At 69.1% G+C, this 19,501-nt stretch carries 14 protein-coding genes and 1 pseudogene; 11 read left to right on the top strand and 4 right to left on the bottom strand.

Annotated features, from left to right (window positions below):
- Nucleotides 1-84 precede the first annotated feature (84 nt).
- The 3 genes from L0C25_RS13875 to L0C25_RS13865 are packed head-to-tail and all read left to right on the top strand — an operon-like array spanning nucleotide 85 to nucleotide 7,134.
- The gene (locus L0C25_RS13875) at nucleotides 85-2,700 is read left to right on the top strand and encodes a phosphopantetheine-binding protein (RefSeq protein WP_271632251.1); all 2,616 of its coding nucleotides are present in this window, start codon (nucleotides 85-87) and stop codon (nucleotides 2,698-2,700) included.
- Nucleotides 2,700-5,789 (top strand): non-ribosomal peptide synthetase, encoded by a 3,090-nt coding sequence (locus L0C25_RS13870; protein WP_271632249.1) that lies wholly within the window; start codon nucleotides 2,700-2,702, stop codon nucleotides 5,787-5,789. The genes L0C25_RS13875 and L0C25_RS13870 overlap by 1 nt, the downstream gene beginning before the upstream one ends.
- A 43-nt stretch (nucleotides 5,790-5,832) precedes the next feature.
- Complete coding sequence (locus tag L0C25_RS13865; protein ID WP_271632248.1) at nucleotides 5,833-7,134, top strand: condensation domain-containing protein; 1,302 nt, start codon at nucleotides 5,833-5,835, stop codon at nucleotides 7,132-7,134.
- A gap of 54 nt (nucleotides 7,135-7,188) precedes the next feature.
- Here L0C25_RS13865 and L0C25_RS13860 read toward each other — a convergent pair whose 3' ends face one another.
- Nucleotides 7,189-8,337 carry a GHMP family kinase ATP-binding protein gene (locus L0C25_RS13860; protein WP_271632247.1) on the bottom strand — a complete coding sequence of 383 codons (1,149 nt, stop codon included), beginning with the start codon at nucleotides 8,335-8,337 and terminating at the stop codon, nucleotides 7,189-7,191.
- A 35-nt stretch (nucleotides 8,338-8,372) separates the two neighbouring features.
- Between L0C25_RS13860 and L0C25_RS13855 the strand changes: the two genes are divergently transcribed.
- Both L0C25_RS13855 and L0C25_RS13850 read left to right on the top strand, forming a co-directional pair.
- The gene (locus tag L0C25_RS13855) at nucleotides 8,373-9,437 is read left to right on the top strand and encodes an ATP-binding cassette domain-containing protein (protein ID WP_271632245.1); all 1,065 of its coding nucleotides are present in this window, start codon (nucleotides 8,373-8,375) and stop codon (nucleotides 9,435-9,437) included.
- Nucleotides 9,434-10,279, top strand: coding sequence for an ABC transporter permease (locus L0C25_RS13850; protein ID WP_271632244.1), 846 nt, complete (start codon nucleotides 9,434-9,436; stop codon nucleotides 10,277-10,279). Before L0C25_RS13855 ends, L0C25_RS13850 begins: the two co-directional genes overlap by 4 nt.
- A 9-nt stretch (nucleotides 10,280-10,288) precedes the next feature.
- Here L0C25_RS13850 and L0C25_RS13845 read toward each other — a convergent pair whose 3' ends face one another.
- On the bottom strand, nucleotides 10,289-10,978 hold the full coding sequence (locus L0C25_RS13845) for a 4'-phosphopantetheinyl transferase family protein (protein ID WP_271632243.1): 690 nt from the start codon (nucleotides 10,976-10,978) through the stop codon (nucleotides 10,289-10,291).
- Nucleotides 10,979-11,141: 163 nt separating this feature from the next.
- On the opposite strand from L0C25_RS13845, the gene L0C25_RS13840 reads away from it, so the two are divergent.
- On the top strand, nucleotides 11,142-12,023 hold the full coding sequence (locus L0C25_RS13840; RefSeq protein ID WP_271632241.1) for an NUDIX hydrolase: 882 nt from the start codon (nucleotides 11,142-11,144) through the stop codon (nucleotides 12,021-12,023).
- Between the two features lie 189 nt (nucleotides 12,024-12,212).
- Here L0C25_RS13840 and L0C25_RS13835 read toward each other — a convergent pair whose 3' ends face one another.
- Nucleotides 12,213-12,614 carry a DUF7144 family membrane protein gene (locus L0C25_RS13835; RefSeq protein WP_271632240.1) on the bottom strand — a complete coding sequence of 134 codons (402 nt, stop codon included), beginning with the start codon at nucleotides 12,612-12,614 and terminating at the stop codon, nucleotides 12,213-12,215.
- A gap of 180 nt (nucleotides 12,615-12,794) precedes the next feature.
- Here L0C25_RS13835 and L0C25_RS13830 point away from each other — a divergent pair, with 180 nt between their 5' ends.
- The 4 genes from L0C25_RS13830 to L0C25_RS13815 all read left to right on the top strand — a co-directional run bounded on the left by L0C25_RS13830 (nucleotide 12,795) and on the right by L0C25_RS13815 (nucleotide 17,201).
- Complete coding sequence (locus L0C25_RS13830; RefSeq protein ID WP_271632239.1) at nucleotides 12,795-13,478, top strand: GAP family protein; 684 nt, start codon at nucleotides 12,795-12,797, stop codon at nucleotides 13,476-13,478.
- Nucleotides 13,479-13,590: 112 nt separating this feature from the next.
- Complete coding sequence (locus tag L0C25_RS13825; RefSeq protein ID WP_271632238.1) at nucleotides 13,591-14,079, top strand: DUF1269 domain-containing protein; 489 nt, start codon at nucleotides 13,591-13,593, stop codon at nucleotides 14,077-14,079.
- A gap of 82 nt (nucleotides 14,080-14,161) precedes the next feature.
- On the top strand, nucleotides 14,162-14,395 hold the full coding sequence (locus tag L0C25_RS13820) for a hypothetical protein (protein ID WP_271632237.1): 234 nt from the start codon (nucleotides 14,162-14,164) through the stop codon (nucleotides 14,393-14,395).
- Nucleotides 14,396-14,504: 109 nt separating this feature from the next.
- Nucleotides 14,505-17,201 carry a LuxR C-terminal-related transcriptional regulator gene (locus L0C25_RS13815; RefSeq protein WP_271632236.1) on the top strand — a complete coding sequence of 899 codons (2,697 nt, stop codon included), beginning with the start codon at nucleotides 14,505-14,507 and terminating at the stop codon, nucleotides 17,199-17,201.
- Here L0C25_RS13815 and L0C25_RS13810 read toward each other — a convergent pair.
- Nucleotides 17,187-18,554 (bottom strand): hypothetical protein, encoded by a 1,368-nt coding sequence (locus L0C25_RS13810; protein WP_271632235.1) that lies wholly within the window; start codon nucleotides 18,552-18,554, stop codon nucleotides 17,187-17,189. The genes L0C25_RS13815 and L0C25_RS13810 overlap by 15 nt on opposite strands.
- A 224-nt stretch (nucleotides 18,555-18,778) precedes the next feature.
- Here L0C25_RS13810 and L0C25_RS13805 point away from each other — a divergent pair.
- Nucleotides 18,779-19,486 (top strand): annotated as a pseudogene (locus tag L0C25_RS13805) (hypothetical protein); the annotation flags it as partial.
- Nucleotides 19,487-19,501 lie beyond the last annotated feature (15 nt).

Genomic DNA, 19,501 nt, shown 5'->3' with positions numbered 1-19,501 from the left:
GCCGACGACGTCCAACGACGACCTTCCTCCGCTCGCATCCCCCTACCGGCCGACCTCGGCCGCTCCGGCTCAGGGACCCACCGCGTGCGCCTCACCACATCCAGCCTCGATCTCGAGAGGTTCGCAGCGGCGCTGGACTCCACCGCGTGCCGGCATGAGGCACTGCGGCTACGTGCGACACGCGACAGTGGTCGCTGGTTCCTCGAACCGGTGACCCAACCGGTCGCACTCGCCGAGGCCTCGGAACTCGTTGAAGCCGACCCCGAGCATCCGTTGCGGTGGTCGATCGACCAACCCGACAGCGCATCAGGCACGGTGAGCGTGACGCTTGCCGTCTCGGCGTCTCTCGTTGACCGTGCCGCATGGGGGGCACTACTGGCCGACGTCGCAGCCGCCTATCACGGTTGCGATCTGGCCCTCGAGAGCGACGTGTCGTTCGGCGATCACTGCTACTGGTTGGCGAATCAGCCCGCCCCCGACCCGACCGGCGTCAAGCAGGTGGTCCACGACATCGGCGCGCCGGCGGCCGAGCCGTACGCGACGTTCGTCGCGGACGAGCCGTTCGATGTGCTTGCCCGACCGGCCGCCGAGCGTACCGGTACCGGCCGTGCCGCGGCGCTCGACGCCCTGGCCCGCGATGTCACGACCGCACTCGGCAGCTGCGGATGGCAGGCGCCACGGATCCGTACGCAACGGATGGTCGAACGGGTCGAGTCCGTGCCTGCCGTTGGTCGCACCATGCAAGCGCTGGTCGGCACGGTGTCGCGCATGGGCGAACCGTGCCCCGCGGCACCCACGAATGCCGTGGCCGAAATGCTCGACGGGTCATTCGGCGAGCAACTCGTCCAGCTCGAGGTCGACGTCCTCGACCTGCCCGACCTACAGCTCGAGGGCGACGTGACCGTCGAGCCGTTGCTCGACGAGTCCATCGGTTGGCGCGCAGTGCTCGTCCGTTCTCAGGCCGCCGCACAGCTGTACCTCACCGGACCCGCGGCCACGCTGCCGGCCATCCACAGTTCCCTTGGCACCACCGGGGACGTGATCGAGGCCGCCACCGCTCTTCCGCGTGTCGAAGAGCCGCTCCTCGCCGGGTTGCACGCGCCGCGGCTGGTCACCGGCCGCCGTACTCTCGACACCGACGTCGTCGAGGCGGCCGTCGCACGCCGCGCCGACGATCTCATCGCGGCCGGGTTGCGGCCGGGCGACGGGCTCGTGCTCGAGACGACGCCAGGACCCGAGACCGTCGCAAACGTACTTGCGGGGCTTCACCGCGGCGCCGACGTGCTGCTGATCGATCCTGCCGACCCACCCGCCTGGTCAGACGCGCTTCGCGCGCGGATGCCGGGCGCGTACACCATCGGCACCGACAACACGGTTCGAGGCCCCGAGGGGACCGATGCCGGCGACATCGGTGCCGATGCCGAACCGGCCGACGGGGACGGCGCCATGCTGCTCGGCCTGTCGAGCGCACCCGGGCCGATCGTGCTCGCGCGCGTACCGTTGCACGACCTGATGCGCGCTGCCAATGCCCTGATAGCGCGCCTCGGCCTCGGCACCGGCGCAGCCTGCGCGGTCGACACCGCCCGTGGAGGCGAAGATCTCGTCGTGACCGCGCTGGCCTGCGGCGCATCGGGTGCGGGCCTCGTGGTGGTCGGCGACGAGCCCGCCGACGCCACGGACCTGCTCGCCGCCCACGACGGCGTGCACCTGGATGCAGACCTCAGCCTCGGCGAAAAGATGCCGTTGACCTCACTGTCTGGCGCGCGCAGCTGGCACCGTCGTCCGAACGGCAACGGTGGCCGTTGGTGGGTTGCCGAGGCACCCTCCGCACAGTGGACGGCTCGCAACGGTGAGCTCACCGACGGCTCGGACGGCGGCGCACAGGTCGTCGACCCGGATGGCGCCACGCGCCCGATCGGAACGGTCGCTCAGCTGACTTTGCCCGTCGACACGGGCACACGCTATGTAGGCGACCCGCGCCGCACCGCCGACCTGTTGCGTCCTGCCGCCGACGGTGTCCGGGTGCTGCACACGGGCGTGCTCGTCGGACGTGCTCGCAACGGACTTCGCGTGCTGCGCCTCGCAGCCGGCCGCACGGTCGTCGGCACTCGCACCTGCCTGACCGACGCGTGGGAGGCAGCCGTGCCCGGTACGCGTGTCGCCTTGCCGCCGACTGACACCGACACTCCGGAGCGGGCATTCGTCGTCCTCCCGTACGCCGCGCGGGCGGGTGTGCCGGGGTCGGCACCGGCCGCAGGTGTCGACCTGCCAGTGCCGCTGGCGGAGGCGGCCGTGGTGTGGCACGAGCATCCCGGCTCACTCTCCGACGCTCGGTGCTGGCAACTCCTGCTCGACCGCGACGCACACGCACAGACCAGCGCGGATTGGACCAGCGCGGAGGAGCAGCGGCTCGCGACCGAGATCGTCGCACCCGTCCTGGACACCGCCGTCGGGCCGAACGACCAGCTGTTCTCACTCGGAGCGACGTCGGTGCAGCTGATGCGGATCCTGCTCCAGGTCAAGGAGCAACGGGGTGTCGACGTACCGCTCGCGCGGTTCTTCGAGGAACCCACCGTCGCGACCCTGCACCGGCTGATCGAGGAGGGCGACGGACCTGACGTCACCTCGACCCGCGCGGCCCTGAACGTGCTCGACAGCGTGGTCAACGACCAGGCACGACAAGGAACTGGAGACCGCTGATGGACGCTTTGCTCACCCCCGTCCAAGAGGACCGCCTCATCGACCTGCTGGTTGACCCTGGCCTCGTCCCGTTGGGACGTGCAGAGATCGCCTGCCCGCCCGGCACGCCCCTCGCGGCGGTGCGACGGGCGTGGCACGTGATCGGTCGTGAAATGCCCGCGACTCGCCTGACTGTACGCGACCTGGGCGACGCGCCGGCAACGGCGGTGCCTGCCGGCGAAGTAGCACCGTTGCGGGTCGCCCAGTCCGTCGACCGGGTTGCGGCGTCCGCCGACGAGGCCGCGGCGACCGGGGGCCCGCTGTGCACCATGGGCGCGATCATCGGCACCGAGGACTCCGCAGGTGCCGACGACAGTGCCGGCGTGCGCATCCTCGTCCTCGTCTACAGTCCGGTCGCTCTCGATGACCACGCCGCCCAGGTGGTACTCCAACGCGCCACCGCACTCGCCTCCGGCGACAAACCAGCGCCGGTACCGGGCGCCGCCGACTACCGCGCATGGCACGAAGCTCACGTTGACCGCGACGCGCTTCAGAAGTACTGGGCGATCGCGCTCAACGAGCTCGACGGCCCGACCCCACTCTTCGAGGAGTCCCGGCGGCTGCCCGCGCCGCGCCGCACCGCTCACTATGAACTGTCGCCTGGTCTTGCCACCGACCTGGTCCGGGTCGCGCGCCGCGTCGGCGTGCCGCCTGGATGGCTGGTGCTACTCGGGTGGTCGGTCGTAGTCGACCGGTTCCGCGGCGGAGAGCCGTCGGCCGTCGGCGTACTGCTCGACGCGCGCCCCGACGGCCTGACCGACGCGATCGGGGGCTTCGAGACCACGCTTCCGTTCGTCGCCCGCCTCGATCGCCGCCCGCTGCAGACCTGGCTCGTCGACCAGACCGCAGCGGTCCACCGGCTCCACGCGGCCGCCCACATGACCCGCGCCGACCGCAACCACTGTGCCGGGCAGCGCGGCACAGTGAGCCTGTTCGACTCGGCTGTCGACCTGCGGCCCGAGTCCGGACCCACACCCCCGACGCCCGCAGTCGCATGCACGATTCGGCTCGAATCCGGTGATCCAAACACGCTGACGGCAACCTATGACCCCGACCTCGTCGACGACCACCTCGCCGATCAGTTGCTCGAATGCCTCGATACCGCGCTCACCGAACTCACCGCCGAGGACGGTACGACCGAGACGCTGTCACTGCTTCCACCCGAGCAGACCGCCGCGGTGCACCGGCACAACGAAACCGACGCCGACTACCCGCGCAACCGGTGCCTTCACCATCTGGTCGAGGAGCAGGCCGCCAGCACTCCCGACGCCGTCGCATTGGTCTTCGGAGATCGAACCCTCACCTACGCCGAGGCCAACCGGCGCGCCAATCGCCTCGCACACGACCTGATCGCCCGGGGCGTCCGCCCGGACGACATCGTGGGGCTGTGCGCCGAGCCGAGCCTCGACCTGGTCATTGGAATTCTCGGCATCCTGAAGGCTGGCGCGGCGTACGCGCCGCTCGACCCGTTCTTCCCACGCAACCGGCTCGACTACCTCTACCACGACCTTGACTGCTCGGTGGTGCTCATCGAGGGAAAGCTACTCGATCTGCTGCCGGACGACGGCGTACGTAACGTGCGACTCGACGCCGACGACGGATTAGACGCTTTCGCTGGACGCCCAGAGCACGATCCAGCCGTCGACGTTCACCCGAACAACCTCGCTTACGTCATGTACACCTCCGGTTCGACCGGCCGCCCGAAGGGCGTGCTGATCGAGCACGGTGGTGCGGTCAACTTCTGCTGGTGGATGCGTGAGCGCTTCGACCTACGCTCGGACGAGGCCGCACTGCAGTGGACCGCATACAGCTTCGACGCGGCGGTGTGGGAGCTGTTCTGGCCGCTGCTGATCGGCGGGCGCGCCGTGATCGCCCCTGGCAAGGTCCACCTCGACATCGATCGCTTCATCGACCTGGTCAAGGACAACGAGATCGCGACCCTGCACTTTGTGCCGGCGATGCTGCAAACCTTCCTGTCGGCCGACCGCGCGCACGAGTGCACGTCGTTGCGCCACGTATTCGTCAGCGGCGAGCCGGTTCCGGTCTCGTTGTTGCGCCGCTTCCACGAACGGCTCAACGCGGACCTGATCAATCTCTACGGCGTCACCGAGGTCTCCATCGACTCGACGTTCTACGTCTGCCCTCGCGGCGACGACCTCCCGTTCGTCCGGTCAGGCACCCCTTTGCACAACACCCGCACGTACGTGCTCGACGAGTCGATGCAGCCCGTACCGTTCGGCGCTCGAGGAGAGGTCTACATCGCCGGAGACTCGGTGACTCGCGGGTACCTCGGACGGCCCGGGCTCGCCGCATCCCGGTTCGTGCCGGACCCGTTCCGGGGAGAGGGCGCGCGGATGTATCGAACCGGCGACATCGCGCTGCTGCTCCCCGACGGCAACGTGCACTTCCTCGGCCGCGCCGACCACCAGGTGAAGGTGCGCGGCATCCGCATCGAGCTGCTCGAGGTCGCGGCCGGTATGAACGAACACGACTCGGTACGTGAATCCTTGGTCGTGCCCTACGGCGACGGTGCCGACCGCAGCCTCGCCGCGTACGTGATCGCCGCGGGAGACACAGGGATCGACGTCGCCGAGCTGCGCTCGTTCCTCGCCGAGCGGATGCCGCCGTACATGGTGCCGACCTCCGTCATCGTGTTGGACGAGTTTCCCCTCAACGCCAACGGGAAGATCGACCGATCGGCGCTGCCGGACCCTGCCGCGGAGCGCGTCGGCCGCACCGCGGGGCGCGCCCCGTCCGGACCGATCGAGCGACGCATCGCGGCGATCTGGTGCAGGCTGCTCGAGCTCGAAAGCGTCGGTGCCGACGAGGAGTTCTTCGGCATCGGCGGCAATTCGCTCATCGCCACGCAGGTGATCGCGGAAGTACGCCGCACTTTCGACACCCGTCTGTCGCTGCGTGAGTGGCTCGAGGCCAGCACCATCGCCCAGCTCGCTGATGCCATCGAACGACACACACGTGGGGAGGACCTCGCCAATGAGGTCCTCGATCAGCTGCTGGACGACGGGATGCAGGTCAATGCCTCCGGTTGATACAACGGCATCGAGGACGCCGGTGCTCGACAGACTCCGGGCGATGGACCCACCACAGCGCGTGAAGGCGGTGAACCGGCTCGCCGAACACGGCCTACTGGGCACTGTCCAAGCGCCTCTCGAACGCCGAGACGTAGTCGGGAGTCGGCTCACCCACAAGCAGCAAGCACTGTGGACGCTCGACCATGGCGGACGGCACGGCGACTTCTACCACTGTGGTGCTCTGTGGTTCGCACCGTGTACGCCCGCCGTCGGTCTCGCCGCCGCTTTCGCGGCCGTCGCGCCCGACTTCGACGCTCTCGGCCGAGGTGTCGGCGTCGGCGCGGACGGCGCACCGTTCGCCACCCGTGTCCCCGTCCCGACCCCGACGGTCATCGCAGTACCCACGACCGCGACCGACCCACGCAGGTGGGTGCAGGAAGCTGTCGCTGTCGCAGCTCACGAGCCGATCGACATCGCAACCGAGCCGGCCCGCGTCCTCGTCTACGCACTGCCCGACGAATCGGGCGCGATCGGCGTTGTAGGCCACGATCTCCACTTGGACGAGCAAGGTCTGTGGCAGGTACTCGGTCCGGCAATTTCCGCACACCTGACCGGTACTGAGCCGGTACGCGAGCAGTTGCGCATCAGCGACCTCGCCGACTGGCAGCAGCGCGAGCTGGACGGTGGCCTACTCGAATTCGCGGTCGAGGCGGGCCGAACTGCCGTCCGCGACACACCGCGTTGCCCACTCAACGTACGTGGCGCCCGTGACGGCCGACGCGTACATGTCGGCCAGGGCGCCGACGCGTGGGCTGCGCTCCGCAACAGGGCCGCCGAGCACCAGGTGTCGTCCGCCTCGGTCGCCCTCTCCGCTTGGTACCGCTCCTTGCGGACTTGGTACCCGGCATTGGCCGAGGCACCGATCGGGTGCTGCACGACTGCCCGTATGCGTCCCGAGCTGCGCACCACCCTCGGCAACCTCACCAACACGGTCGTCGTGGTGCCCGCCGCAGACTGGCCAGAGATGTCCGACGCTGACCTCCCCGTCCGGGTGCACCGCGCGCTGACTGCCGCACTCGGCACGGCCGATCTCCCGTTCGAGAGCGTTTTCGCCGACGAGCCGGTGCAGGACGAACAGATCGGTGTGCGGTTCACCTTCACGGAGAACCCCCCCGACGAGCCGGACGTACTGCGCCCGTCTCCCGTGCAGTTCGGGTACGCCAAGTCAGTGCTGTCGGGTGAGGTCCGGGTGACCGGTGGCGTCCTCGAGGCGGACGTCGATCACCGCGCCGCCGACCTCGCACCCGAAGCCGCCGACAACCTCGCGGCGCTCTTGCGCGAAAACCTCGGCTTCACCGACTGAGTCACCGCCCGTGCTTACCCGCCCGGTAGTCGATGCGGGCCGCTGTCCGCGTGGTTACTCCCGCACGGACAACGTCCGGGGCGCGAGTCCGTCCGCTTCGAGCAGCCGAAACGACTCCTGCATACGCAGTGCGGCATCGTCCTGGTGCTCGGAGAAGATCAACCCGATCACTGTTCCGGTGTGCGCCACGGCCAAACCGAGCGCGCCAGTGTGGGCGGCGACACGGCGCATCACCGGCATTGTCCGCTTCGGCAGCTCGCGCTGGTTTATCAGCGCGCTCTCGGTTCCGATCTGCGCCGCCGTCACGTAGTCACCAGTACGTAGCGCGGTATCGAGCTGCCTGGCAAGCAGGTCGAAGTGCTGCGCCTGGCGGCGCGACGCGCGCTGCCGTTCGTGGAACTGCGCCGTGTCGACGACGCCGCCCTCGTCCACGCTCACGATGCGCCATCGCAGGTCGGTCTCGTACTCGCGCACCAGCGTGTGCGAGCGCTGCAGGCACAAGGCGACCGAATCACTGAACAGGTAGTCGCCCCACTCGATGTCCTTCGCCACCAAGCCTCCGAAGGCATGCACGACAGCGTCCGGGGTCTGGGTGTGCGTCGCATCCAGCAGCGCCGCGATCGAGGCCATCACGTCGGCTGTAGAGCTCGCGCAGCCTTTGCCGACCGGAATGTTGCTTGCGATCTCGAGATCGACCTGCGCGCTGGTGAGTCCGAGTGCGCGAGCTGCACTCACGGCGGCAGTGAGCGCACGGGTCCGGTCGGGCGGGATGACGCGCGGCTCCCGCTGGCCCGGATCGAGTCGCACAGTACCGGTTGTGGCGAACTCGGCGACGGGGAGCGTGAACAGGAAGTGCTGGTAGCCGCCCGCGTCCTGGCTGCCGCCATGACGTCCCGAGCCGCCCATGCGCCCGTCGGGTCGCCGGTAACCCTGCAGCAGCTCGCCGCACGTCCCGTGGACGGTCGCGCGGCCTACCCGCTCCTCCCGGTCGAGGTCGTCCGGTGCGGCCACCCGAGCGGCCGGGCTGGGACGAACGTCGTCGGTGAGGCAGTCGCGGGTTTCGGCGGCTGCGATAGCGACCCCTTCGAGCTCGGCGGTCACCCGGCTCCACTCCTCGGGCCGGACGTAGCGGTGCGCATGCCAACAGAGTGCCTCGCGCCCGCGGTGCCCGAACGGCGCCGAACACAGTCGCGACAGATTCATGCCCCCATCCCCTGCCTACGGTGTCCGATGGGTTTATGGCGAACGCAATCGAGTTGAACGGACTGCACAAACGGTACGGAGATCAGACCGCGCTTGACGGGCTCGACCTGGCAGTTCCGGAGGGGTCGGTGGCCGGCCTCCTGGGCGCCAACGGCGCCGGCAAGACAACAGCGGTGCGCATCCTGTCGACACTGCTGCGACCGGACTCGGGTACCGCGCAGGTCTGCCAAGCCGACGTCGTCGAGCACCCGCAGACAGTACGCGCGTCGCTCGGGCTGACCGGACAGTTCGCCGCGGTGGACGAGATCCTGACCGGCGCCGAGAACCTCCGGATGATCGGTCGGCTGTTTCGTCTGAGCAGGGCGGACGCAACGCAGCGTGCCGACGACCTCTTGGCCGCCTTCGAGCTTGCGGATGCGGCCGACCGACAGGTGAAGACATATTCGGGTGGCATGCGCCGCCGACTCGACCTCGCTGCGAGCCTCATCGCACGTCCCCGGGTGCTCGTTCTGGACGAGCCCACGACCGGTCTCGACCCACGAAGCCGACTGACGGTGTGGGATGCCATCGCTCGTCTTCGCAACGCGGGTACGACAGTGCTGCTCACAACCCAGGATCTCGAAGAGGCCGAGCACCTCGCCGATGAGATCGCGGTGATGGCGAGTGGCCGCTTGATCGCGCACGGCACGGCCGATCAGCTGAAGAGCGAGGTGGGCGGCGAGAACCTGTGCGTCCAACTCCCCGACGCCGAGAACCTGCAGCTGGCCACCGACGCGCTGCGCGACCTCGGCAACGCCAGTCCGGTAGTCGACGCGGAGGCACACGTCGTGACCGTCGCGCTGGACGGCAGTGGAATCGACGGCCTCGCCGACGCCGTAATCGAGCTTCGTCGACGCGACATCACCATCAAGGACGTAGAGGTACGTCGCCCGACGCTCGACGACGTGTTCCTGCGCCTGACGAGCGCCTACGTCGCGCCCGGCGACACCAACGACGACTCGGGTTGGCACAACCGGCAGCACCCGCCGGGCGACGGCCCATACGAATCCGTAGGTCCCGCGGCCGGATCCGGTGTCAACAACTCAAGGAGGAACGCATGAGCGATGCGACGCGTACCCGCCCCCACGACGTGTTCGCCGATGGTCCCTCGGTGCCCGCGAACGCCGACTCGACGAGAGTGTCATGGTGGCTGATCGACGCATGGCTCATGGCCGCGCGGAACCTGCGCCGCATTCAGCGCACGCCCGAACTGCTGATGTACGCGGTCGTCCAGCCAGTGATGTTCATCCTGTTGTTCGCCTATGTCTTCGGCGGCGCGATCGACGTCGGCAGCAGCGACTACAAACAGTTCCTGATGCCGGGCATCTTCGTGATGATGGTGCTCTTCTCGTCGGTGTCGGCGACGACGGTCACGCTGGCCGAAGACATGCAACGAGGCATCATCGACCGCTTCCGGTCCATGCCGATGACTCAGTCCTCGGTGCTGGTCGGCCGGACCGCGTCCGAGGTCGTCCGCACGGGCATCACCGTCGCGATCATGATCGTCATGGGTCTGTTGATCGGCTTCCGGTTCCACGGCGGTGCCGCGTACGCGCTCCTCGGCATCGCTCTACTGCTGCTGTTCGGCTATGCGTTCTCGTGGCTGGGGTCCGTGTTGGGACTAACCGCACCGAGCGTCGAGGCCGCGCAGTCGGCCGGGACCTTCTGGCTGTTCCCGTTCGCGTTCGTGAGCTCCGCATTCGTTCCGACGCAGTCGATGCCGGGCTGGCTGCAGGTCTACGCCGACCACAGCCCGGTGACGGTCACGGTCAACGCGCTGCGCGACTGCTTCATGCGCGGAACGTTCGACTCCGACGGTGCCCAGTCGCTGCTCTGGTCGGTCGGGATCCTGGTCGTCTTCGCGCCGCTGGCGACCGTCTTGTACAAACGGCGCAGTGCCTGACCACAACCGTCAGGTCGGGACCGTCACCGCGGTGACCACGAGTTCAGAACCGGCGAACCACCGCCCGTCGTAACGGTCCGGCGACACACCGACCGCGAGCCGGGGATCGACGGCAGCAGTGAAACACCCGTCCGGATGGACCGCCACCACCGCGTCCTCGAAGCCGAGCCAGCGTCTCGCGAGTGGGAACCACGCCTTGTAGACCGATTCCTTGGCGCTGAACAGCACCCGGTCCCATGCGATACCGCGTCGCGGTAGCGTCGCGAGTGCCTCGGCCTCCTCGGCACTCGCGACGATACCGAGGACGCCGGCAGGTAGCGGTTCGTTCGGTTCGGCGTCGACTCCGAGCGCGGCAACGTCGCTCGCCCTTGCCAGCGCGGCGGCACGGTAACCCGTACAGTGCGTCATCGCTCCGACGACGCCGTCCGGCCAGATCGGGGCACCCCGCTCACCTGGCAATATCGGCACTGCGGCGATACCCAACTCGTCGAGAGCGGCGCGCGCACACCAGCGCACGGTGCCGAACTCCGCGCGGCGTCTCGGCACCGCGCCCGCGATGGCTCGATGCTCCGACCCGAAGAGTGCGATCTCGCGATCGGCACGGGTCTCGACGACGCGCACAGGCTCGGTCACGATCCGGTCGAGCAATGACGTGCCGTCATTCTCCGTACGCGCCGGATCGGCGATAGCGCTGCACATCCCGGTACGTTATGCGCCGCTGACGCTGTCCGACCGCACAAGCACGGAAACGCGACAGTTCCGCCGTCTGCCTGCTCACCCCGGGGAGTCAGTCAGGTGCACTTAGCGGGCGCATCGTCCCTCCGTTCGCCGGGCGTTCACCGGCTCCTGGGACACTAGAGCGATGGCCGAGACAGTCCACGCGGCGGGCGCGGTGACCTGGCGGCGCGTCGGCGGACACACCGAGCTGCTGATGATCCATCGTCCGAAGTACGACGACTGGACGTTCCCGAAGGGCAAGCTCGACCGCGGTGAGCGGCACGTCCAGGCGAGCGTTCGCGAGGTGGAGGAGGAGACGGGCGTGCGCGTCCGGCTCGGCGTCCCGCTGCTCGCGCACGAGTACCCGATGCGCGGCAACGCGGCGACGAAACGGGTGCAGTACTGGTCCGCGCGACCGGTCGGCGGCGACGACGTCGCGTCGTACGCGCCGAACCACGAGGTCGACGGCGTGCGCTGGGTACGCCTACGCGACGTGGCCGCGCTGCTCACGTACGACCGCGATCGCGACGTGCTCGCCAGGTTTCGCGCGCTCAAGAGGCGCAAGCATCACAAGACCCGCACCCTCGTCGTCGTCCGGCACGCGGCCGCGCGGGCCCGAAGCCGCTGGAAGGGCCCCGACACCGAACGCACGCTCACCAGGAACGGCGAGCGGCAGGCCGTGCGCATGGCGCCGATCCTCACGGCGTACGGGGTGCGCGACGTCGTCAGCAGCGATGCGCAACGCTGCGTCGCGACCGTCACGCCCTACGCGGATTCCGTCGGCACCGACATCGTGCTCGAGCCCCGGCTCGCAGAGGACGGCGCGCGTCGCAAGCGGGTGCGCAAGGCGACGTACGACCTGCTTGACGACCGCGCGCCGGTCGTCGCGGCGACGCACCGTCCGGTGCTCCCGTACGTGACCGACGCGCTCGGCCTCGACATCACCGAACCGCTGATGCCGGGCGAGCTGCTGGTCGTCCATCACCGCGACGGCGACGTCGTCGCGACCGAGCGGCACTCGACCTGACCCCCCGCCCACTCGTGGCGTCGACCTAGGCCGTGTCTGCTTATACCCCGCCGGCTCGCGTGCCTCCGCATCCCGCCTGGCGGCGTTACGGTCGCTCACAGGAGAACCAACTACAGCTTCACTCCCGCGCCTTGCCAGATCGGGCGCGGCGACCCGCTCCCTGATCGACGCGGCATAAGCAGACTCGACCTAGTCGACCGGCCGGTACGTAGCGAGCGCCCAGATCACGAGGATGTCGATCGCGATCACCAGGATCGCCCACCAGGGCTGGTACGGAAGCCACAGGAAGTTGGCGATGGCAGAGATCGACGCGATCGCTATGCCGGTCGCCCGCGCCCAGAGCCTCCCGGAGAACAGACTGACGCCGACGAGCACGAGGATGATCCCGATCACCAGATGGATCCAGCCCCACGCGGTCAGGTCGAACTCGTACGTGTAGTTCGGCAGCGTGACGAAGTACTCGTCGTTCGCGATGGCGACGATGCCCTGCAGGACCTGGAACGCACCCGCGACGAGCATCAGTGCAGCCGCGAAGACCGCGACCCCCAACGCGAACGGATTCCCTCGCTGTCCACTGTGTGACGTCGACATATCCGTCCTCGCTCCTTCGATCACCGGCGCGATGCGGCCGGTAGGCAGCGGCGGTGCTGCCGCACCTTGAGCCCATCGTCGGCCGCTCGCGTGCCGATGGCCTCATCCCCGCCGGGTGATTCACCGACCCCGCCGGATCCTGCACAATCGCGGGGTACCCAAGCCAGGAGGAGCATACGGATGTCGGGACTCGCAGCCGTCTTGGGCGACCTCCTTCCCTCCGCGATCGGCATCGCGATCAGCCCGCTCCCGATCATCGCGGCAGTCCTGATGCTGATGTCCGAGCGCGCGTCGCGTACCGCACCTGCGTTCGCGCTCGGCTGGGTGGTCGGCCTCACCGCCGTGACCGTCATCGTGCTTGTCGTCGCGGGTCCGAACGGTGCCGACACGGGCTCGAGCTCCACCACGGCATCGTGGATCAAGCTGGTCCTCGGAGTCCTGTTCCTCGGACTCGCGTACAACACCTGGCGCAAGCGTCCCCGCGCGGGCGCCGAGGTCGAGCCACCGAAGTGGATGCGCGGGCTCGACTCGATGAAGCCCCTCGCCGCGTCCGGTCTCGGTGCGGCCCTCGCCGCAGTCAACCCGAAGAACCTGATGCTCGCCGTCGGCGGTGCGGTCGCGATCGCGGCCGGCGACCTCGAGACCGGCGCCACGATCGTCTGCGTCGTGGTCTTCGTGCTGCTCGCCAGTGTCATGGTCGCCGGCCCGGTCGTCGCGTACTTCGTCGCTCGCGACGCGATGCTGCATCCCCTTGAGGAGCTCAAGTCGTTCATGCAGGAGCACAACGCGGCGATCATGATGGTCCTCCTCACCGTCCTCGGTGTCTCGAACCTCGGCAAGGGCCTCGGCGGCCTGCTCGACTGACTGGCTGTCACCCCGACCGGGTGATGATCCGGCTCCTCTGACGACGCATGCTGGCCGCAAGCGTCGCACCCATCGCGGCGGACCACCGAACCTCGCACAAGGAGGCAGCTTCATGGCCACATTGACCGTCTGGAAGTTCCCCGGCCCGGGCGACGCGCAACGCGCCGTCGACACGCTGGAGAGCCTGCAGTCCGAAGGTCTGGTGACCGTTCATGACGCGGCAGTCGTCGAGTGGCAGGAAGGCAAGAAGAAGCCGAAGACGCGCCAGCTCCACAACCTCGCCGGCGCGGGTGCCCTCGGCGGTACCTTCTGGGGCCTGCTGTTCGGCCTGCTGTTCTTCGTACCGATCCTCGGTGCCGCGGTCGGCGCAGCGGCGGGTGCCCTCGCCGGGTCACTCACCGACGTCGGCATCGACGACAGCTTCATCAACCGGGTGAAGGAAGCGGTCGTACCGGGAACGTCCGCCCTGTTCGTGATGACCTCCGACGCGGTCCAGGACAAGGTACGCGAGGCGTTCACCGGCTCCCATGCCGAGCTGATCCACACGAACCTCTCCGACGACGACGAGCAGCGTCTGCGCGACGCGTTCTCCGAGGCCTGAGCCGTGTCTGCGGCGGAGCGCGTGCCCCATCGGGGACGGGCTCGGCCGCAGACGCTCGGGGCAATCCACCGACGATGACGAGATGGCCATGGCGACGTCCGCGTACGAGATCCGTGTCCGAGGCGAGATCACCCACGCCCTGGCCAACGCATTGACCCCGATGGGCTGGTCGATCGACACCGACGACGGCTCGACCGTGCTCTCGGGAAACGTACGCGACCAGGCCGAGCTGCGCGGCATCCTCGACTCGTTGGCCGCCATCTCACTCGAGCTCCTCGAGGTACGTCAGGTCGAGGCTCCCCCTGACGCTCCGTGACATCCCGTGACCACGCATTGCGAGCGCAACGCCGCGATGACGTCTAGAGTCAAAGCGACAAACCTAGTGATCGGCGTTCTCAGGCCCGACTACACACATAGGGGTCGCGTTGTCGGAGTTGCAGCACCGAGGCTTTCGCGGGCACGCTCCGCGGCCTGCCCGGATCCCCGCCCCACCACCCGGCGCCATCGCGCGCGACCGCATCACCCACCGGCTCGACGCGGCGCGCGCCGGCTCCCTGCTGCTCGTCGCCGCACCCGCGGGGTGGGGCAAGACGGCGGCGGTGAGTCAGTGGGCGTCATCGGGTGAGCGGACCGTCGCGTGGGTCGACTGCGACCGAACCCTGAACGAGCCCGGCGCCCTGTGGAGCGCCATCCGCGAGGGCCTCGCGAATGCGATCGGCGGCGCCGAGCCGACCGGCCCCCGCGCTGCGCTGGCCGTCGAGCGACCGATCCTCCACCACGCCCTCGACCCCCTGTTGGCGGCCGCCTCCGACACCGTTCTCGTCCTCGACGACTTCCACCTGATCGAGGACCGCGACACGCTCGAGGACGTCAACGCCCTTGTCACGCATCCTCCTGGCTCGCTGCTACTCGTCCTGATCACCAGGTCAGATCCACTCGTGGCCCTGTACCGGGCGCGGGTGAGCGGCACCGTCACCGAGGTACGCGCGAGCGACCTCGCCTTCACCACTGCGGAGACCCGCCGGCTGCTCGAACGGCACCGCGTCTCGATCGCGAGTGCCGACGACATCGACCGGATCCGCGAGCGGACGGAAGGCTGGGCGACCGGCCTCAGCCTCGCCGCGTCCGCGTTGGCGAGCGGTGAAGACTCCATGAGCGTCGTCGACGCGGTCACCCGGGCCGGTCCGGTGCTCACCGGCTACCTCGTCGAACAGGTGCTGAACCGGCTCGACTCCGACGACCGCGACCTGCTGATGCGGCTGAGCGTCGTCGACCGGTTCGACACCGCCCTCGCCGAACTCCTCACGGCCCGGCCGATCCCGGCGGCGCGCCTCGAGAGTCTGACGAACATCGGCGGGTTCCTCACCAGCGATCTCGCCCAACCGCACCCGTTCCGCATTCACGGGCTGCTTCGTACGGTCCTGCGAGACGAGCTGCGGAGCACCGACGGCGCACTCCTCCGCGAGCTCAACGCGAAAGCCGCCGCGTGGTACCAGTCGATGGACATGATCGAACCCGCGATCGAGCGGGCGCTCGAGGCACGCGAATGGGACCTTGCGGCCGACCTGCTCATCGACCTCGCCTCACTGGGCCTCGCGCACGGGCGACCGTCGATGGTCGCCGAGTATCTCGAGCGGTTCTCGGCCGGCTGGGAGACGATCGACCCCCGCATCGTGCTCGTCGACGTGACGCTGGCGCTGAGCCGGGGGGACGCCGACGGGAGCGCGACACGGCTGGCGATGGCCGAGGACGCGATCGCGTCACTGCCCGCACCGTCTCGCGCCCGTACCGACCTCCTGCGGCGGTTGCTGACGGCCGGAGTCGAGTACCTCCGCGGTGACGGACAGCGGCTGCTGGCCGCTCTCGGGCCCGACGAGGCATTCGTGGTGGCGAGCGACCAGTACGCGCCCCGGACGGCCGCGGATGACGCCAGGCGGGCATGGGCACACTCGCTGCGCGCGTACGGGCAGCTGCACCGAGGGCGGCTGTCCGAGGCCGAGCAGGCGGCCGACGTGTCGATGGGGCCGAGCCACGACCGATACGACCTCGTGCGGTTGCGTGGTTGGCAGCTGCACGCCTCGGTCGCCGCTGCCCGGGGTGACCTTCGGAGCGCCTTGACCTACAGCGGCGACGCGATCAGGCTCGCGAGCAGTCGCGGCCACGCACTCGCCTTCGACGCCACGCTGTCGCATGCGCTCGCCGCGTGGGCAATGCTCGAACAGGGCGACATCCCCGGCGCCGAGGCCGCCGTCGACCGGGCACAGAGCAGCGGGCCGGTCCGGCACTTCAGCCCCGTCGGTGGATACCTCGCCGAGGTCATCCATGCCCGCCTCGAGGCCGCAACGGGAGGCGACCCGGCGACCGTGGCGAACGCCGTTCGTACCATCACCGAACGCAGCCCACGTGCTCGCTACCCGTACCTGTTCCGGACCATGCGCCTCGCGACGACCGTTCACGCCCTGCTCGCCATGGGGCACCACACGGACGCTCTCGACGTCATCGACTCGGGCCCGATCGCCGCGCACGACGACAACGCCAGGCTCGCGCGCGCCACCGTACTCGCCCGGACCGCGATCTACGATGCGTCGGCCGCTGGCCCCGAGGCCTTGTCGGAGGTACGCGACGTGGTCGCCTCCCTCGAGGGTCACCTCGACCAGGACACGTATGCCGGCTGGTCCGTACGACTGCTGCTCGCGGCGGCGGTCGTGGAGTACGGCGCGGACGATCCCGAACGTGCGTCCCAGCTGTTGCATCGGGCGCTCGCCGAGACCGAGCGGCAGGGGTGGCGCCTTCCGTACCTCGAGCTCGGCGGCGCGATCGTGCCGCTGCTCAGCCGAGAGCGGCTGCGCATCTCGTCGTACGGCGACCTGATCGGCGATCTCCTGCACGACCTCGACGAGCGCACCGACCACCATCCGGCAGATCTCGTCGTCGCCCTGTCCAAGCGCGAGGTCGAGATCCTGCAGATGCTCCCGACCGGGTACGACCAGGACGAGCTCGCCGGTCGGCTCTTCATCTCGAAGAACACGCTCAAGACGCACCTGCGCGCGATCTACCGCAAGCTCGGTGTCGAGTCGCGGCGGCAGGCCGTTATGCGCGGCGAGCGACTACGCCTGCTCTGACGGCCCGCTCGATGCCGCGGCGTCGGCGTCGGTGTCGTCGTCGGCATCGGCCGGGGGCGGCACCGCGAGCACTTCGAGGACGACGACGGCGATGCCGATGCACAGCACCACGACCAGCGCGCTCGTTCCGGACGGGTGGTCGATGCTGAGGTACCCGACCGCACCGACGACGCAGATGGCCACCCGCAGCAACCCGCGGTTGCGGCCGAGGAACGCACCGAACGGCCCGGTCTCCAGGCCGGCTTTCGACGACCCCGCCCGAAGCCGGTCGATGCCGCTCGCGAGCGCCGTACGAACCCGCCGACCCGAGCCCGACGGAGCGAGCACGTACGCGACGAGGGCGATCACCAAGGCCACGACCGCCACGGCGCGCAGCGCAGTACGCAGGAAGCGGATCAGCGTGTCGTAGATCGTCGCGGCCACATCGAGCGGAAGCACCGAAGGCGGCACGGAGTCGAGGTACAGCTGGCGTACGACGTTCAGGCCGATGCCGAGCAGCAGCATCGACGCAGCGACCGACAGGCCGATCGCGAGCGCGGTACGCCGCCGGTCGGACGCGATCACCAGCGCGACGACCAGCAGCGCCAGGCCGATCGCCGGCAATACCCGCGCCGACAGCTCGAGCCAGCCGACCGCGGCTTGGGCCTTCTCGACGTCGGAGGACGCGAAGATCGTGAACGACGCGTTGACCGTCGGCACGTTCGAGGCCAGGGCGAACCCGTCGTCGACGAGCCGCTTCTTGGCGGCGTCGATGAAGCTGGCGAGGTTGACCCGGACCTCGCCGTTCGACACGTCGACGTTCTCGGTGCCGTCGCCGGTCAGTACGGCGACCATCTGGTCGTGTGCCTGCCGGTTCGCCTCGATCCACGCGTCACCGAACTCGTCGGACTGGACGAGACGGTTGACGCGTTCGGCGATGAAGTCCTCCACGGCGCTGCTCAGCGGTGTCGCCAGGGCCGGCAGCAACGGCCGCGCACGCTCCGGGACGAACTGCTGCTTGGACAACGCCGTCAGTGCCTGGTCGGTGACCGCCGGGAGGTCGATGCGGGTCAGGATCTCGTGCGTGATCCGATCGGCGATCGCATCGCGTACTGCCGGGTCGGAGTCGAGCGGCTCGATGGTCTCGAGATACCGGTCGGTGTCGACGATCTGGTCGCGAGCCCAGGTGGCGACCACCGACAACGGCGCCGTGATCGCGGCGATGAGAACGAGCAGGAACACCACCGGCGTACGCCACCATCCGCGGCGGCGGCCGGGCGATCCACCAGTCGACGCACCTTCACGCAGACGTTCGACCTCGGCCCGTAAGGCGTCGATCTCGTCTCGCGTTGCGTCGTCCGATGCATCCGTCATTGGCGTGACCCGATCTCTGCACGACAGTCCGGTCCGCCGGCTCGAGCACTCGCTCGAGCGCGGCTTGCCGCACCATAACGCCGGCCGCCGCCCCGAAGAATCACCCCGAGCGGATGACTAGCTGACGGACGAGTGGGCGGGGAACGACTAACCTCGGGCGATACCCACCCGGATCGGGTGTGCGCGAGGAGGGTGCAGTGGGATCGGGACGCCGGGAACGCCTCATGACGTTCGCTTCCCGTGCCTCCGCGTACGCGCGGGCGAGCTTCATCGGCTCCTGCGGACGCCGGATGATCGAGATCGGCAGCCGCGACCGCGCCGTGACGATCGCCGGCCAGGCGTTCATCGCCCTGGTGCCCCTGATGATCGTGATCGCCGGCTGGACCAGCGGCAGCGGCGGGATGGACGACACGATCATCTCGTACTTCGCGTTGTCCGGCTCGTCCGCCGAGGCCGTTCAGGCACTGTTCGACGCGCCTCCGTCCGCGACGGGCGGGACCTCGCTGATCGGGCTAGTGATCCTGCTCGTCTCGATCGGCTCGTTCTCGCGGGCGCTCCAACGCGTGTACGAGTCGGCCTGGCGGCTCCCACGGCGCGGGATGCGGGGCACCATCTCGGGCCTCGTCGGGCTCGGCACGCTGATCCTCGTGCTCTTCGGACAGGGTTGGCTCGTCCACGTGCTGGCGGCCAGCTCCGTCCCACGCTCGGCGAGCCTCATCATCGAGACCGCGGCGATCCTACCGCTGTGGGCGCTGTTCATGTGGTTCATGGTCTCGCGCCGGGTCGCGTACCGCGTCCTGCTCGTCTCGGCCGCGGTGTGTGCGGCCGGCCAGGTCGGCCTGAGCTGGTGGACGCGGCTGTACGTCCCGCATCTGATCTCCACCGACGCCGACCGCTACGGGGTGATCGGCGTCGCGTTCGCCCTGGTGTCCTGGTTGGTGCTCGTC

Source organism: Solicola gregarius, from assembly GCF_025790165.1.
GTDB lineage: Bacteria > Actinomycetota > Actinomycetes > Propionibacteriales > Nocardioidaceae > Solicola > Solicola gregarius.
The sequence above is the reverse complement of the archived record's forward strand: the minus strand, read 5'-3'. Positions and strand labels throughout refer to the sequence as shown.

What these genes read in the sequence shown, in the direction of transcription:
- L0C25_RS13850 (WP_271632244.1), top strand. Translation starts at nt 9,434, where the DNA reads ATGAGCGATGCGACGCGTACCCGCCCCCACGACGTGTTCGCCGATGGT.
- L0C25_RS13845 (WP_271632243.1), bottom strand. Translation starts at nt 10,978, where the DNA reads ATGTGCAGCGCTATCGCCGATCCGGCGCGTACGGAGAATGACGGCACG.
- L0C25_RS13820 (WP_271632237.1), top strand. Translation starts at nt 14,162, where the DNA reads ATGGCCATGGCGACGTCCGCGTACGAGATCCGTGTCCGAGGCGAGATC.
- L0C25_RS13860 (WP_271632247.1), bottom strand. Translation starts at nt 8,337, where the DNA reads ATGAATCTGTCGCGACTGTGTTCGGCGCCGTTCGGGCACCGCGGGCGC.
- L0C25_RS13810 (WP_271632235.1), bottom strand. Translation starts at nt 18,554, where the DNA reads ATGACGGATGCATCGGACGACGCAACGCGAGACGAGATCGACGCCTTA.
- L0C25_RS13840 (WP_271632241.1), top strand. Translation starts at nt 11,142, where the DNA reads ATGGCCGAGACAGTCCACGCGGCGGGCGCGGTGACCTGGCGGCGCGTC.
- L0C25_RS13855 (WP_271632245.1), top strand. Translation starts at nt 8,373, where the DNA reads ATGGCGAACGCAATCGAGTTGAACGGACTGCACAAACGGTACGGAGAT.
- L0C25_RS13865 (WP_271632248.1), top strand. Translation starts at nt 5,833, where the DNA reads ATGGACCCACCACAGCGCGTGAAGGCGGTGAACCGGCTCGCCGAACAC.
- L0C25_RS13870 (WP_271632249.1), top strand. Translation starts at nt 2,700, where the DNA reads ATGGACGCTTTGCTCACCCCCGTCCAAGAGGACCGCCTCATCGACCTG.
- L0C25_RS13825 (WP_271632238.1), top strand. Translation starts at nt 13,591, where the DNA reads ATGGCCACATTGACCGTCTGGAAGTTCCCCGGCCCGGGCGACGCGCAA.
- L0C25_RS13830 (WP_271632239.1), top strand. Translation starts at nt 12,795, where the DNA reads ATGTCGGGACTCGCAGCCGTCTTGGGCGACCTCCTTCCCTCCGCGATC.
- L0C25_RS13835 (WP_271632240.1), bottom strand. Translation starts at nt 12,614, where the DNA reads ATGTCGACGTCACACAGTGGACAGCGAGGGAATCCGTTCGCGTTGGGG.